This window comes from Rothia sp. 27098_8_29 (genome assembly GCF_041432785.1).
Classification (GTDB): domain Bacteria; phylum Actinomycetota; class Actinomycetes; order Actinomycetales; family Micrococcaceae; genus Rothia; species Rothia mucilaginosa.
The window spans coordinates 79,805-95,616 of the sequence record NZ_JAPWAI010000006.1; the positions used below are offsets into that span (position 1 = coordinate 79,805).

13 protein-coding genes are annotated in these 15,812 nt (G+C 59.9%); 10 read left to right on the forward strand and 3 right to left on the reverse strand.

Features of this window, described 5'->3' with window-relative positions; translation table 11 throughout:
- Positions 1-23: 23 nt before the first annotated feature.
- Together O3649_RS08155 and O3649_RS08160 are read right to left on the reverse strand one after the other, a co-directional pair.
- A complete protein-coding gene (locus O3649_RS08155) occupies positions 24-1,445 on the reverse strand; it encodes an ABC transporter permease (RefSeq protein WP_371573697.1) in 1,422 nt (473 codons plus the stop codon).
- Positions 1,445-2,398 (reverse strand): ABC transporter ATP-binding protein, encoded by a 954-nt coding sequence (locus O3649_RS08160; protein ID WP_314360577.1) that lies wholly within the window; start codon positions 2,396-2,398, stop codon positions 1,445-1,447. The genes O3649_RS08155 and O3649_RS08160 overlap by 1 nt, the downstream gene beginning before the upstream one ends.
- 228 nt (positions 2,399-2,626) lie before the next feature.
- Here O3649_RS08160 and O3649_RS08165 point away from each other — a divergent pair, with 228 nt between their 5' ends.
- From O3649_RS08165 to O3649_RS08200, 8 genes are all read left to right on the forward strand, one after another.
- The gene (locus tag O3649_RS08165) at positions 2,627-3,916 is read left to right on the forward strand and encodes a histidine phosphatase family protein (RefSeq protein ID WP_070507226.1); all 1,290 of its coding nucleotides are present in this window, start codon (positions 2,627-2,629) and stop codon (positions 3,914-3,916) included.
- 34 nt (positions 3,917-3,950) lie between these two features.
- Entirely contained in the window at positions 3,951-4,385 is a 435-nt protein-coding gene (locus O3649_RS08170; protein ID WP_141744454.1) for a VanZ family protein, read from the forward strand.
- A gap of 400 nt (positions 4,386-4,785) precedes the next feature.
- Positions 4,786-5,577: a DeoR/GlpR family DNA-binding transcription regulator gene (locus tag O3649_RS08175; protein ID WP_005504500.1), complete on the forward strand. Its 792-nt coding sequence runs from the start codon at positions 4,786-4,788 to the stop codon at positions 5,575-5,577.
- A complete protein-coding gene (locus tag O3649_RS08180; protein ID WP_005508167.1) occupies positions 5,577-6,527 on the forward strand; it encodes a 1-phosphofructokinase family hexose kinase in 951 nt (316 codons plus the stop codon). The genes O3649_RS08175 and O3649_RS08180 overlap by 1 nt, the downstream gene beginning before the upstream one ends.
- Before the next feature lie 191 nt (positions 6,528-6,718).
- Positions 6,719-8,725, forward strand: coding sequence for a fructose-specific PTS transporter subunit EIIC (locus O3649_RS08185; RefSeq protein ID WP_070630030.1), 2,007 nt, complete (start codon positions 6,719-6,721; stop codon positions 8,723-8,725).
- Between the two features lie 99 nt (positions 8,726-8,824).
- A complete protein-coding gene (gene ptsP, locus O3649_RS08190; protein WP_070630029.1) occupies positions 8,825-10,519 on the forward strand; it encodes a phosphoenolpyruvate--protein phosphotransferase in 1,695 nt (564 codons plus the stop codon).
- A gap of 233 nt (positions 10,520-10,752) precedes the next feature.
- Positions 10,753-11,031 carry an HPr family phosphocarrier protein gene (locus tag O3649_RS08195; RefSeq protein WP_005504506.1) on the forward strand — a complete coding sequence of 93 codons (279 nt, stop codon included), beginning with the start codon at positions 10,753-10,755 and terminating at the stop codon, positions 11,029-11,031.
- 416 nt (positions 11,032-11,447) lie between these two features.
- Positions 11,448-13,592, forward strand: coding sequence for a threonine/serine exporter family protein (locus O3649_RS08200; RefSeq protein ID WP_314604242.1), 2,145 nt, complete (start codon positions 11,448-11,450; stop codon positions 13,590-13,592).
- A gap of 139 nt (positions 13,593-13,731) precedes the next feature.
- Here O3649_RS08200 and O3649_RS08205 read toward each other — a convergent pair whose 3' ends face one another.
- Positions 13,732-14,403 (reverse strand): uracil-DNA glycosylase, encoded by a 672-nt coding sequence (locus O3649_RS08205; protein ID WP_005504509.1) that lies wholly within the window; start codon positions 14,401-14,403, stop codon positions 13,732-13,734.
- 139 nt (positions 14,404-14,542) lie between these two features.
- On the opposite strand from O3649_RS08205, the gene O3649_RS08210 reads away from it, so the two are divergent.
- Both O3649_RS08210 and O3649_RS08215 read left to right on the forward strand, forming a co-directional pair.
- Complete coding sequence (locus tag O3649_RS08210) at positions 14,543-14,830, forward strand: DUF3263 domain-containing protein (RefSeq protein WP_371573702.1); 288 nt, start codon at positions 14,543-14,545, stop codon at positions 14,828-14,830.
- Between the two features lie 272 nt (positions 14,831-15,102).
- A complete protein-coding gene (locus tag O3649_RS08215) occupies positions 15,103-15,693 on the forward strand; it encodes a LytR C-terminal domain-containing protein (protein ID WP_049326999.1) in 591 nt (196 codons plus the stop codon).
- The last annotated feature ends 119 nt before the right edge of the window (positions 15,694-15,812 follow it).

The window sequence follows — 15,812 nt, forward strand, 5'->3', positions numbered from 1 at the left end:
CGGGAGGGTAGCAGCCGTACAGCTTAGAGAGCGGACACCGGCTTATGAGTCACCTGACGCATAAACGGAATGGTCGCCAACAGGCCCACATAGACCAGTGCCAGACCCAGCGCAATAGCGCCGAAGGTCATACCGAACATCTTCGCCAGAATCTCACCGGAAAGACCCTGCGCCGCAATCAACGCTGTCAGCGGCAGACCCAGTAGCGCAGAAACCACGCTAATGAGCACCAGCGGACCGAAAACCACGGTAAGGCGCGAAGCCTGCAACATCCTCGTGGGGGTACCCATCATATTCAGCGAAGAATACAGCGAACCACGCTCGTAAATGGCGGCGCTCTGGTTCAACACTGCGGAGAGGGTGACCAGCAGGTACGAGAAGAACAGCATGAGCAGCATGCCCTGGAACATGTCCGACATGATGGTCATGAAGGGGCCGGCGGCGGGGCCTACCTCCTTCGCCGTTTTGTTCATCTCACCCGCCAGAATCAGGATGGGGCCGAAGAAGGTCACCAAGAAGGTCGACAGTGCCACACCCGAAACCTGACGCCACGCCCCGCGCGGGGACTCCAGCACCGCACGATAACCCAGCAGAACCGACGCCTTCTGGGTCATGCGCACACGAATCTTTGCGTACGCCCACACCAGGAAGGTACCAATCAGGTCGATAGCAACCATCATCAGCAGACCCGGCAGAGCAATGAAAATCGCTAGGTTCTTAATCGCGCTATCGGCACCGCCGTCCTGGAAGGGTGAGAACATGCTAAAACCCTTCGAGGTCGAAGCCAGAATCATCACGGCAATGACCAGAACAACACCGATACCCAGAGCAATGTAACCGGCGGAACCGGCCTTCGCGCGGGTACGCACACCCAGCGGGCTGATGCTGACCTTCGCCAGACCGAAGAGGGAGCTAAGAGCCGCCAGAACCATACAGCCCAGGAAGCAGTAGAAAATCACGCTCACCGGCAGGAGCATATTCTCAGCACCCAGCGGAACGTTCATGAAGTGCAAAGCGCCAAAGGGGAAAATCAGCACCAGGTAAAGCAGCAGACCGATGACGAAACCCACAAGAGAGTACACCAGCGCGTCCGCAACGGACAGACCCACAATCAGGGTCGTGGAAGCACCAATCAGACGCAGGGACGCAAGGCGCTCGTCACGGCGGCGGGCACTCAAACGAGCAGCCGAAGCGCCCAGGGTAAAGAGCGGAACAACCAGCACCAGAGCGGCAACCCACGCCAAACCCATGTAGAGTTTCTGAATGCCCATCAGGTTCACCAGCTCGTGGTCAACGTTGGTGGCGTGGTCAAGCCAGGTGCTCAGCGCTTGAACACCACCGGCAACCGTCAAAAACAGTGCCGAGGAGGCGGCAAAAGCCAGCACGGGAAGAATCGCCTGCGAACTCCATAGGGTTCGCTTGGCGAGTAGAGCATAGATTTGCATTATGCACCTGCCTGAGGCTGAGCGCCGAGGTTCTGAGCACCGGGGTTCTGAGCGGGAACACCGCCCTGGTTATTGCGCTGATCGCTCACAATCTGACCGTCCTGCAGGTACACCACGCGGGAGCACGCCGCCGCCACGTTCGGGTCGTGAGTAACCACCAACAGAGTCTTACCCTGCTGCGGAATCATGGTCAGCAGCAGAGCCATCACCTCACGCGCGGTCTTCGAATCCAGCGCGCCGGTCGGCTCATCCGCGAAAGTCACGGGGGCACCGTTCACCTGGGAACGGGCAATCGCCACACGCTGAGCCTGACCACCGGACATCTCACCCATACGGCGGTCCAGCATCTGCCCCAAACCCAGACGGTTCAACAGATCAGCCGAAATGGAACGCGCCTGCTGGCGGGGAACACCGGCAATCATCGCGGCGAGGGAGACGTTCTCCTCCGCGGTCAGCTCGGGAACCAGCAGACCCTGCTGGAACACGAAACCAAACGAGTTAGCGCGCAGGGAGGTGCGCTCACGCTCGCTGAGGGACTCCACCGCCACCTGACCGGTCGGGCCATTGAACAGCACAGAACCGGCATCGAGCTTGATAATGCCCGAGAGCGCATGCAACAGGGTGGTCTTACCGGAACCGGAAGGACCCATAATCGCTACGGACTCGCCGGGGAAAATATCCAGGCTCACGTTACGCAACACCGGGTTATTGCCGTATGACTTGTGCAGGTTACGGGCAGAAATAATCGCGCCGCGCGCGAAGGGCGCCTGCTGCATCTGCTGAGGTGCCTGAGCCGGGTAGCCCTGCGGCTGACCCTGATAGTAGCCCTGCTGGCCGGGCTGACCCTGCTGAGCGGAATACTGACCGGCAGGCTGCGCCGCCTGCGGAGGGGTCATTGAATACGGGTTCTGAGCCTGGAACTGCGGGTTCTGAGATTGAGGATTCTGCGTCATGACAACCTTCATTGGGTATGAACTAACGGAAGTACACTTCTATCATCTCAGCTTCTCGGCGGCTCACCCCTCCGTCTGGGGGCTGAAAAATATGGGAATACCCTGAAAAAATTCGCCCGACCGGGCGCTCAACCACCCCGCAGCTCATACCGCGGTATGAGTGCGCTTCATGAGAGAATACGCCTCTTGCCCCCTTGAACTGCGCGGGGGCAATGCCATACTAGAAGGATGACCGACGCACAGAACACCCCCATCATCACTCCTGTAGCCGACCCCGAGGCAGGAACCCGCATCATCTTCCTGCGCCACGGCCAGACCGACTGGAACATCGACCACCGCTTCCAGGGCGGCACCGACATCCCCCTCAACGACACCGGCAGAGAGCAGGTCCGCACCGCTATCGGCGCCCTGCAACAGGCAGCAGCTGAGGGCACCAGGGTGGACGCTATCGTCTCCTCGCCCCTTTCCCGCGCCGTAGAAAGCGCCGAAATCGTAGCCGAAGGCCTGGGCGTACCCTACCGCGGTGCCATTGACGGCTTCCAGGAACGTTCCTTTGGTGACCTGGAAGGCCAGATTGCTACCCGCGAGCTGATTCTCGCCTCCCGCCAGTCCAACAATGCTTTCAATGTGGAGCCGAAGAAGGACTTCCTCGCCCGCTCCCTCGCGGCGCTGAACCGTGTCCGCCGCGAATACGAGGGTCAGACCGTTGTGGTCGCCGCGCACGGCATGCTGATTGCCATGACCATGACCGCCCTGATCGCTGAGCGCCACCCCGAACTGCTCAACGAGGACGGTATCTACCCGATCCCGGTGAACGCCTCCCTGACCGAGGTGCCCCTGCAGTACCTGGACGACGCGATCGACCGCCTGGTCGTGCAGCATCTGGAACCCGAGCTGGGCCCCGAGGAAGTACCGGCGGGTGCCGAGAACACGACCCTCACCCTGATCCGTCACGGCCAGACCGACTGGAACAAGGCGAACCTGATGCAGGGCATCACCGACATTCCGCTCAATGACACCGGCCGCGAGCAGGCACGCACCACCGGCAAGAAGCTCGCCGACATGGGTCTGGAGTTCACTGTGCTGGTGTCCTCGCCGCTGTCCCGCGCCTACAAGACGGCGCAGCTGGTCGGTGAGTACTTCGACCTGCAGGTGCACAAGACCTACCCCGAACTGGTGGAACGCGCCTACGGTGCCGGCGAGGGCCTGGACATTCCCGCCCCCGAACGCCGCGCCCCGGAACGCTACTACCCGAACGTGGAATCCGAACGTGACGTGTACATTCGTGCGGTGCGCACCCTGCGCAATATCGTGCGTGAACTCTCTGAAGCCTCGGGCGACCAGAAGATTATTGCCGTCAGCCACGGCAGCTTTATCCGCCGCGCCCTCTCCGCCGCAGCCGGTGAAGAGTGGACCGTGACCGTGCCGAACGCCGAACCGCTCACGATTGACGTACCGGGCCTGTTCGCGTGGGATTCGACCAAGCAGTTCGACGAGGTGGGCCGCCTTGTTTGGTAAAGGACAACCCGGTAGCGGTCGCTCTAGCGCTCGCGTGTGGCGGCTGATTCTCTGGCCGGTTACGGCGCTGTACTGCGCGGTGGTGGCGAGTATCGTGTTCGCCCCCGTACACGTGGACGATAACGAGATGGGCGGCCGCCTGGCGCAGCTGCTGGATACCGGCCATGCCGAGGGCTGGCTGCCTGCGTTCATCACCTATTCGAGCATTGAGCAGCTTTCGAACGTCATCATGTTCATTCCGGGCGGTTTTCTTTTCGCCCTGCTGCTCAAGCCGAAGGCTCGCCCGCACGTGCTGTACTCGGGATTTTTGGTCAGCGCCTGCATTGAGACGATTCAGAGTTTCATGCCTGATCGCACCGGTGACCCGGTGGATGTGCTGATGAACGGTTCGGGTGCCCTGCTGGGTGCGGCGGGTGCTTTGGGCGTGCATCGTTGGCGTCGTGAACGTCGTGAGCGTCAAGGTAAATAAAGTTTTGTGCCCGGTGGAGGCGCTGGTTTCGAGGATTCTCGCTGAGGATTTTCGGAGCTGGCGCCTCCACTTTTTACCCTGTGAGGGCGCCGTGTAGGTGTTGGATACTGTGCGGATGAGGGGGGAGCGGGAAAACCCAACAGTTCATTAGGTCAAACAGACATAAACAGGCAGTGACCTCCGATATAGTGTGGTTTCTGTAGGGAACATTCGGGTAATATTCCGGTAAATACAGCGTTTTATATTGACTTACCCACAAAAACCCACATAAAATCAAGTATTACCCTCAAGTGTTCTGCTGGCTCACTGAAACCATGTCTCTCACGGTTATAAAAGCCGAGCAGAGCACAGAAAAGAACGCACAGATTTCCTCCCACTAGCCCAAAGGAACACCAGATTTATGTTCGCAGAAGAACGCCGTGCCGAAATTGCAAAGCTTGTTGCCTCCGCACGTCGTGTCAACGGCGCTGACCTTGCGCGCCGTTACGATGTGACCATGGAGACCGTGCGTCGTGACCTCGCCGCACTGGAAGAGGCAGGTAAGCTCCGCCGTGTCCACGGTGGTGCTGTCACCATTGAGCAGTCCACCTCCCTGGAGTCCTCCATCTCCTCCCGACAGGGCATGAACACCCCCGAAAAGCGCCGCATCGCCACCAAGGCATACCAGATGCTGCGCGACTCCGAGGCGGGCTCCATCGTCCTGGACGCAGGCTCCACCATCGAAATTCTCGCCGACCACATCGGCGCTGAGAACTTCAGCCTCAAGACCGGCAATGACCGCATCGTCATCACCCATGCACTGCACATTGCAGTCAAGCTCGCCGAAGCCGAAGGCGTGACCCTTGAACTGGTTGGCGGCCAGCTGCGCAAGATGACCTGGGCTGCTGTTGGTGCACGCGCCGCAGAGCACTTCGGCACCATGCGCCCCGATATTGCTTTCATTGGTGCCAACGGTATTGAAGCCCACTTCGGCATCTCCACCCCCGGCATGAACGAAGCCATCGTCAAGACCGCAATTTGCAAGGCGGCCCGCCGCGTGGTCTTGCTCTGTGACTCCGCGAAGTTCGGTCAGGAATCCCTGGTCCGCTTCGCTGGATTTGAGGATATTGACACCCTCATTACCGATCGCGAGCCCGAAGGTGCCCTCCGTCAGGCACTCGAGGCCGCAAACGTTGAGATTGTGATTGCCTAATGATTATTACTCTGACCGCAAACCCCAGCCTGGACCGCACCATTGAACTGGGTGCGCCTTTGGCTCACGGTGCCGTGCAGCGTGCTGTCGGCGCCGTACAGGATCCCGGTGGCAAGGGCGTGAATATTTCGCGTGCCCTGCAGGTTTCCGGCGTGCCGACCCTCGCCATTGTGCCCGGTGAAGCCACCGACCCGGTGCTGACCGCACTGCAGGCTGTGGACGTTGAGTTCGCTAACCTGCCCACCGGTGAGCCGATTCGCTCGAACATCACCGTGGTTGACCCGGATGGCACCACCACCAAGCTGAACGCCCCCGGTACCGTTTTTGATGCTGAACTGCGTCAGAAGCTGGACGAGCTGGTGGTTGAGCGTTCCAAGGGTGCCGACTGGGTGGTTCTGGCTGGTTCGCTGCCTCCGGGTCTGGAACCGACCTACTACTCCGAGCTGGTTGCGGCACTGCGCGCCTCCGGCTACGAGGGCAAGATTGCTATTGATACCTCTGAGGCGCCGCTGATTGCGACCGTCGCCGGTGAGCACAAGCCCACCCTGATTAAGCCCAACTCGGAGGAGCTGGCTCAGCTGACCGGTAGCGATAACTGGGAGGAGCTGGAGGCTAGCCCCGAGCTGACCGCCCGCACCGCCCAGAAGCTGCTCGGCGACGGCATCGAGTACGTGCTTGCCACCCTCGGCGGCGGCGGTGCAGTGCTGGTCACTGAGCAGGGTATCTGGCATGCTGTGCATGAGCCGATTCAGGTTCGTAGCACTGTGGGTGCCGGTGACTCGTCGCTGTCTGGTTTCTTGATTGCTCACACCCGTGGTGAGGATGCCCCCGGTTGCCTGGTTCAGGCGGTAGCTCACGGTTCGGCTGCTGCTGCTCTGCCCGGTACTCGCATGCCTTCGCTGGAGCAGACCACTCCTGAGAAGGTCACTGTTCGTCAGCTGCAGCTCTAATTCGGGCTGTTTTCGCACCTCCAGCTTTTATTCTCAGAAGGGAATATAAGCTGGGGTGCTGTGCGCATATGTACACACATATACGCACGCTGCACACGCAACACACACTGCGCACACTTTGAACTCATATAGGGGAGAAGTCCAGCACCGCTGAGTGAATCCCCGCCCCAACACATACCCGAGGAGGGAATATGTCTGATCTGATCACCGCAGATCTCGTCCTGCTGGACGAGAACCTCGGCGAGACCCGATTCGACGTAATTGCCAAGCTCGCCCAGGCAGTCGTAAATGCCGGACGCGCTACCGACTTCGAGCAGCTCTACGCGGCTGCCGAGGCACGCGAATCCAAGACCGACACCGGTATCCCCGGCGGTATTGCGATTCCGCACTGCCGTAGCGCCGCCGTCACCGAGCCGACCCTGGCAATGGCACGCCCCAACCCGGCAGTTTCCTTCGGTGCAAAGGACGGCCCCGCCGACCTGATTTTCTTCATTGCTGCACCCGATGGCGCTGACCAGGCCCACCTGAAGCTGCTCTCCACCCTGGCACGCTCCCTGATGAAGAAGAGCTTCACCGCGTCCCTGCGCGAAGCCTCCTCGGCTGAAGAGATTGTTGAGCTGGTCAACGGTGCGCTCGGCGTGGGCGAGAAGAAGGCAGAGGCTAAGCCCGCCGAGGCTGCACCTGCCGTAGCTGCCACCTCCGCTCAGGAAACCCCCGCCGCTTCGGCTCCGGTGAAGAAGATTGTTGCTGTGACCGCGTGCCCCACCGGTATCGCTCACACCTACATGGCTGCGGACGCCCTCAAGTACGCTGCTGAAGAGCTCGGCTACGACCTGAAGGTTGAAACTCAGGGCTCCTCGGGTAATGAGAAGCTGACTCAGGCTGATATTGACGCCGCAGACGCCGTGATTTTCGCGGTGTCCGTGAACGTGCGTGAGCGTAACCGCTTCGCGGGTAAGCCCTTCGTTGAGTCTCCCGTCAAGCGCGGTATTGACGAGCCTAAGGAAATGATTGCGGAGGCTCTAGCTGAGGCTGAGAACCCCAACGGTGCACGCGTTGCCGCTGCCGCATCCAGCGGTGAGGACAGCGCAGGCGCTACCGAAGGTGCATGGGGCTCGCGCATCTACAAGGCCGTGATGACCGGTATCTCCTACATGATTCCGTTCGTTGCTGCCGGCGGTATTCTGGTCGCCCTGGGCTTCGTTTTCGAGGCAATTACGGTGCCGAACCTTGGCGATGTGAACACCAAGGCGATTCTCGACTCGGCAACCCTGTTCAACCTCGGTGACGTGCACTGGACCCTGTACCTGGGTGCTGTTCTGCAGACCATCGGCGGTTTCGGTCTGAGCCTGATGGTTCCGGCTCTTGCCGCGTACATTGCGTACGGTTTGGCTCAGCGTCCCGGTATTGCTCCGGGCTTCATCGCCGGTTCGGTGGCTCTTGCGGTGAACGCGGGCTTCCTTGGCGGCATTGTTGGCGGTATTCTCGCCGGTCTGATTGCGTACGCTCTGGGCACCCTGAAGCTGCCCCGCTGGCTTGGCTCGATGATGCCTGTGGTCATCACCCCGCTGGTAACTTCTCTGGTTGCCGGCCTGGCAATGTACCTGCTGCTCGGTGCGCCCCTGGCGTGGGTTATGACCACCCTGCAGGATTGGCTGACCTCCATGTCTGGTGGCTCCGCTCTGCTGCTGGGTCTGATCCTGGGTGCCATGATGGCTTCTGACCTGGGTGGCCCCATCAACAAGGCTGCTTACCTCTTCGCAACCGCTGGTCTGTCCTCGGGTGCGACCGTGAACCAGGAAATCATGGCTGCCGTCATTATTTCCGGTATGGTTCCGCCGCTGGCTATGGCTCTGGCAACCACCCTGCGCCCCAAGCTGTTCAACGAGAACGAGCGTGAGAACGGTAAGGCTGCGTGGCTGCTGGGTGCATCCTTCATCTCTGAGGGTGCTATTCCCTTCGCTTCGGCTGACCCGGCTCGCGTGATTCCTTCGACCATTGTTGGTGGCGCTATTGCCGGTGCAATCTCCATGGGTGCGCACGTGGCTTCCCCGGCTCCGCACGGTGGTATTTGGATTATTGGTCTGGCACAGAACCCGCTGATGTTCCTGGCGGCTGTTGTTGCCGGTACCGTTGTTTCGGCGCTACTGTACGTGGTGCTGAAGTCCCTGGGTGCCCGCTCTAAGGCATCCGCATAAAGGCCGTATAACCTCACCTTCATTTGATCGTCTGTTTGCAAGCGTGAGCGTGAAAAAACACGTTACACTGTAGACAAACCACAGATAGGACATGAATTTATGACTACCTACAAGGGCGTCGGCGTATACGCCGGCCGCGTTATTGGCCCCGTTCTTCAGATGCCTAAGCCCATCGAGGAACCCAAGGATGGTCTGCGTCTGAGCGGTGAGACCGCTGAGGCTGCAGCGCAGCGCATCAAGGACGCTTCGGTCCGCGTGAAGGAAGACCTGCTCGCTCGTGCAGAGCACGCTAGCCGTGACGGCAAGGCTGTTCTGAAGTCTACCTCTCAGATGGCTACCGACCGTGCACTGATTAAGAGCGCTATCAAGCTGGTTGAGACTCAGGAGATGGCTCCCGAGCGCGCAATTTGGGAGGCTGCAACCTCCTTCGCTGACCAGATGGCTGCCCTGGGTGGCTACATGGCTGAGCGCGTCACCGACATCCACGACGTGCGTGCCCGCATCGTTGCTGAGCTGACCGGCCAGCAGGCTCCCGGCATCCCCGTTTCTGATGAGCCGTTCATCCTGGCTGCTATTGACCTGGCACCGGCTGATACCGCGACTCTGGACCCCGAGAAGGTTATCGCTCTGATCACCTCTGACGGTGGCCCCCAGGCACACACCGCTATTCTGGCTCGCGGCCTGGGCCTGCCCGCTATTGTGGCGGCTAAGGGCGTGACCGAGATCGCTGACGGCACCGTCGTATACGTGGACTCCAACGAAGGCATCGTTGATACTGAGCCGACTGACGCTGACCGTGAGGCAGCAATCAAGTACGCAAACCGTAAGCCCGTCGCTGACTTCGACGGTCAGGGCGTGCTGGCTGACGGCACCCGCGTTGAGCTGTACGCAAACGTTGGTGACGGCAAGTCCGCTGAGAAGGCTGCAAGCCTAAAGGCTGAGGGTGTTGGCCTGCTGCGCACCGAGTTCGGCTTCCTGGGCCACGACTCTGAGCCTTCTATCGAGACTCAGGCTAAGACCTACAAGTCCGTGTTTGACGCATTCCCCGGCAAGCACATTGTGGTTCGTACCCTGGACGCTGGCGCTGACAAGCCCCTGCCGTTCCTGAACGTGAACCCCGAAGAGAACCCCGCGCTGGGTGTTCGCGGTTTCCGTACCGACTGGACTGTTCCGGGCGTTCTGACCCGCCAGCTGGAGGCTATCAAGGCTGCTTCTGAGGACTCCGACGCTGACATCTGGGTTATGGCTCCGATGATTTCGACCACCTCCGAGGCACGCAACTTCGCGAACATGCTCAAGGAGATCGGCCTGCCCGTTCACGGTGTGATGGTTGAGACCCCCGCAGCTGTGATGAACGCTGAGGCTATCCTGGGCGAGGTCGACTTCGTGTCCATCGGCACCAACGACCTGACCCAGTACACCATGGCGGCTGACCGTCTGCTGGGCGACCTGGCGCACCTGAACAACCCCTGGCAGCCTGCAGTGCTGAAGATGATCAAGATGACTGTTGAGGGTGCTCAGCGTGCATCGGTCACCGCGGGTAAGAAGAAGTACGTGAGCGTCTGTGGTGAGGCTGCGGCTGACCCGGCTCTGGCTGTTGTTCTGATTGGTCTGGGTGTTGACACCCTGTCCATGAACGCTGGCGCTATCCCCGCTGTGGCTGCGGTTCTGAAGTCCGTGACCAAGGAGAAGGCACAGCAGATTGCGGCTATCGCTCTGCAGCAGATTTCTTCTGCTGAGGCGAAGGAGAGCGCACGCAAGGCTCTGCCGATTCTGGACGAGCTGGGCCTCTAAGCCTTAAAACGATTTCGGGGCTGCCTGCCGCTTCTTGATGGGGTGTGCTGGGCGGTGCCTGAGTCCATGAAAATGCCGGGTGTAGAGTTTTATTTCTGCATCCGGCATTTTTTGTACTTGTTAGCGTATGGCTGAACGGTACAATTTATAGAGTAAGGGCGGGTCCTGAAGCGCCCCGTTCATTTAGAATAGGTACTGATATATTTCGGTTCCTTGATCAAAGGAGAAACATAATGGCAGAGCGCGAAGCCACTATTGCAAGCCGTGTTGGCCTGCACGCACGTCCGGCAGCTATCTTCGCTGAGGCAGCTGGCGACCTCCCCGTCGAGGTCACCATCGCAGCTAAGGGCGAGCCCGCAGATGAGGCTATGGACGCTGCATCGATTCTGTCCCTGATGTCCCTGGGCGCAAAGCACGGCGACGTTGTTGTCCTGCGCGCTGAGGGTGAAGGTGCTGAAGAGGCTCTGGACTCGCTGGTTAAGATCCTCGAGACCGACCACGACGCTGAGTAATTGACTTTCGCCTCTGAAGTGACCCCGAGCGGTGCGCTTCGGATGCTGTGAAGGCTACAGCCTTAAAGCGTGAATATCCCGTCACTTCGGTGGCGGGATATTTTTTGTTATGAATAATTCATTTTTTATTGAGGTGTGAGTGGGGATAGATGGGGGATATTTCTCTGCAAATCTTAATGTATATATAACCTTTATTTTTCCTCGAAAATAGCTCTAGAAATATCTCCCAAAATATCTTCTGTGCAGTAATGACCTGGATTTCTCTTCATATCAATGAAGCCTTCTGCCGTAAGTGCCGCAGAGCGCTTTTTGCTCACAAAATCACCGGGCAGAAAAGTGATATTTCTGCTCTTCAGTGCTACCGCAGAATCGTGCCCTTGTTAGACTAAAAAGGCACTGTCTATCTGGGAGGGACATTGGCAGAATCGAGGAACACCCCCGCGACCCCCACATCGCGGGAAGCTTCGCATGCAGGCGAAGCAAACACTGCCGCAACGGAAGGAAGCGAGCAGAATACCACCGCGGGCTACATCGCCGGTAAACGCGGTTTTCCCCTGGTTTCACTAGACCAGGTCACCGACGAGAAATTGCGCCGCGTGCTGGCTCAGCATGCCGCCTCCGCGAAGAACTCCGAGGGCACCGTTAAGGCAGAAGCAGTGAGTGAGGTGCTCCAGGAAGCTGCTGCCGACATGGGCATTACCCCGCAGGAGACCGCAGAGCCCGATTGTGGCCCGGAACTGTGCCCCCACGAGCACGATCATGGGGCGCGCACCGTCATTGACCCCTCCCTCGTGCCTGATGACGACCTGGATGCGTACCGTGAGGACCCTAACCCCGTCACATCCAGCAACTTGGTAACTGAGGCGGCGCTGACTCGCCCCTCCCAGCCGGTGCCCATGACCGGCATGATTCCGCAGGTGCCCAACTCTCACGCAGCCCGCCGCTTCGGCGCGGATCCTACCGCAATGCCGAAGACCGGGCCTGTCTCGATGCCCACCACCTCCGTACCGCTGGTTGAGGGCGGCTCTCGCGGCCTGTTTGGGCGCGGTAGCGGTGGTCGCTGGGGTTCGCGTCGCTTCCGCTCCTTTGTGCGCACTGAGGAGGCGGCACCCGCCGCCCCGCGCGGTGCCCAGCGCATCGCGCAGCGCCAGTTCGTGCCGACTATCCGGTCTGACGAGCATGAGCGCCGTGAGGCGTTCCGCCGTGAGAAGGAGTACGCACGCGATACCCTGAACTTCACCCTGCGCCTGGCGGAGGCGATGTTCCACTACGGCGCGGACGCAATGGATGTGGACTCGGCGATTATTGCGGTGTCTTCGGCGTACGGGCTGGACTCGGTGGAAGTCGACATTACGAACCAGTCGGTGACCATCAACTACACGTCGGACCCCGATATTTACATGGAGTCCCGCATCGCCAAGCGCAATGCGAACGCTGAGGAGCGCTTTACCCACACCCTGGTGCGTGTGGTTCGTTCCTCTACGGAGAACTACGAGGCGCTTTCTGAGGTGTACGGCCTAATCTACAAGATTACTCGCGGTGGTATGACCCTGGAAATGGCTGATTTGAAGCTGAACCAGATTACCCACCGACCCAAGCCGTTCCCGCCTCTGGTGGTGTGGTTGGCGAACCTGGCGTGTGCCGGAACCCTAACGGCGGCGCTGGGTGCAAGTTTTGCGACGGCGTTGAGTGCGGCGATTATTTTTATTCCGGTGTACCTGCTGATTCAGTGGTTGAGTTCGATTGGTATTCCGGCGTTCTTCCGTATGGCTGCTAGTGCGGGTCTGATGACCTTCTTGGCGATTTGGCTGGGTGGTGAAGGGTCCATTCTTTCGGTGCTGCAGCGTCAAGGGGAGGCGATTTCGGCGCCTCTGGTGGTGGCTGCGGGCATGATTATGTTCTTGCCAACGCCGCGCCTGGTGGGTGCCGTGCAGGACGCGATTAATGGCTTCCCGGTGACGGCTGCGGGTCGTTTCGTGTCTACGGGCATGAGCTTCTTGGGTCTGGTGGTTGGCATTGCGACCGCGGTGAGTGCGATCAATATTTTCAACGGCCCGACCCTGGATATTGAGCAGTTGCGTTTTGAGCCGACGACCCCGCTGGTGGCGTCGTTCTTCTTCCTGGTGGCGATTGCGACCTTTGCGATTACCTTGCAGACGAAGCTGGTGAAGGTCGGGTGGCTGATGGTCATTACGGGCTGCGGTTTGGCGGCGTATTACGGTTATGAGTTGCTGGCTGGCCCGAGTACGGGCCGCGGTCCGACGGCGTGTGCGGCGGTTGTGATTGGTGCGTTGAGCACGTATTTTGCGTACCGTCTGCATGTGCCTCAGGCGATCTTCTCGATTCCGGCGATTACGTTCTTGCTGCCGGGTCTGTCGTTCTTCCGTGGCATGTATTTGTTGACGGTTGAGACGGACGTGATTCTGGGTATGCAGAATATGATTACGGCGGTTTCGATTGTGGTGGCGATGGCTTCGGGTGTTGCGTTGGGTAATTACACGATGCAGTATGCGCTACAGCGTTTTACGACTCCGAGGAACGTGGAACCGGCGGATTCTTAGCCCTTTTTCAAGGGTATATAGCCAATATTGCATATATTGGTGGCGAAAAAGGGGCGGTAGCTTGCGAGTTCAATTCACAAGCTACCGCCCCTTCACTACGCCCAATGCGCCAGCTCTCATACTGGCTCATGTGCTGCGCCTAGCGGACCGTCCAATCCACCGGCTCAGCACCCTGCTGCACCAGCAGGGAATTTACGGTCGAAAACGGGCGCGAACCAAAGAAACCACGACGAGCAGATAGCGGCGAAGGATGCGCCGACTCCACGCTCGGGTACGGCTGCAACATGGGTGCGCACTTGCGCGCATCCGCACCCCACAGCAGACCCACCAGCGGCTGATTACGCGCCACCAGTGCACGGATGGCGCACTCGGTAATCTCCTCCCAACCCTTGCCGCGGTGCGAACCCGCATCAGACTCGCGCACCGTCAAAACCCTGTTGAGCAGCATGACGCCCTCATCAGCCCAACAGGACAGGTCGCCGTGATCAGCCGGGGCGATACCCAGATCGTCTTCAAGTTCCTTGTAAATATTGTTCAGCGAACGAGGTAGCGGCATACCGCGGTGCACCGAGAACGACAGACCCATCGCATTGCCCGGAGTAGGGTAGGGGTCCTGGCCAATAATGAGGACCTTCACCCCGCTCATCGGGCGGCGGAACGCATTGAAAATATCGGCGGCAGGCGGGAAAGTACGGTAGCCCGCCGCGTGCTCCTCACGCAGGAAAGCGCCCATGGCGTGAATCTGCTCTTCGACGGGGGCGAGTGCTGCCGCCCAATCCTCGCTCATAATGCTGCTGAGGGGCTGGTTCATAAATCTCCTCGGGCTGATGCGGCTCCGGCGGTCACGGTGCCGGGCGCGCTGCGGTTACTTCTCTTCTAGACTAGGGGATGACGAATACTTGCGGTAGGCGACGCCAACCGCGGCAGACGAGCTGCAGACAGGAGGGAACGTGTCAGAACAGGAACGTACTGAAACCGCTGAGGCCCAGCCGGAAGCACAGAACCAGCCGGAGGTAGGGAGCCAACCCGGTGGCCTGACCCCGGTGGAGCGCCGCATCCTTGAGGTGGAGCGCCGCCGCTTCAAGCACCAGGGTTCCAAAGAGAAGGCGATTATCACCGCCGGATTCACCCCGATTGCCTACTACCAGCGCCTGAACGTGATGCTGGACGATGAGCGGGTACGCGCCGCAGCGCCGCAGATGATCGACGTTCTGCGCGTCCGCCGAGACGCTGACTAGGGGCTCAAACTGGGGGAGTCGTGCGAGCTTTCCAACTCCTGCTTTCAACCCCGCGCACCTCAAGTTCAGCTAGAGATTGAACACTGTGCGGTGCCCGTCTCTTTCACAGCCGGTTGCGGGGCGTTCACGTTGGTTCTCGCTAGTTGAGACGGTACTCTAGGTACTAGAACACCAAGACCGTACCTTCCGTAGCCGCGCGATGCGTCAGCCCATGCGCCAGGCAGGACGGTACGGTACCAGCCGGTAAACAGAGACCCGTGAAATGAGGATAAATGAGCTACCCCCGCGACGAATTTGACGAGGTAGACGAAAACACCGCCCGCCGCGGAACCTACCGCGCGGTCAACGCTGACCCGGCAAAGAGCCCCAAGGGCGCTATCCCCCTGGTAGCTGCAGGTGTAGTTGGTCTGCTCATCGGCGGCGCGATGTACGTGTATGCGCCGCGCACCGCCTCCCCGCAGTATTCGGCGTCCACCGCGAAGAGTAGCTCCGCCCCCGCAAGCTCCTCTGCGTCCTCTGCGCCGGCTAAGGCTTCCGCCTCGGCAAGTGCTACGAAGACCGGCCTGGCTGAGTCCATCTCTGTGGCGGTCTACAATGCGGCGGCTCCGGCGGGTAGTGCATCCCGCGCGGCGGCTCTGCTGACCGGCTACACCATCAACGAGACGGCAAACTACACGGGTGTGGCACCGGCAACCAGCGTGGTCTACTACGCTGAGGGCTACCAGTCGCAGGCACAGAGCATCGCCTCGAAGCTGGGCATTACTCAGGTGCGCCAGGCGACCGCCAACGTTGAGATGGGCAACCACGAGGTCATCGTGATTCTGTCGTCGGATTACACCGCCTCCGCTACTGCCGCGGAATAGGTTTAGGCGGTTGCTCGGGTGATTCTAAGCCCGCGACTCTAAGCCCGTGCCAGCTGTTTCATCCATAACGACTTCTGCTCAACCCCATCCGCGCAATTCCACTGATGCGCCGGGTGGGG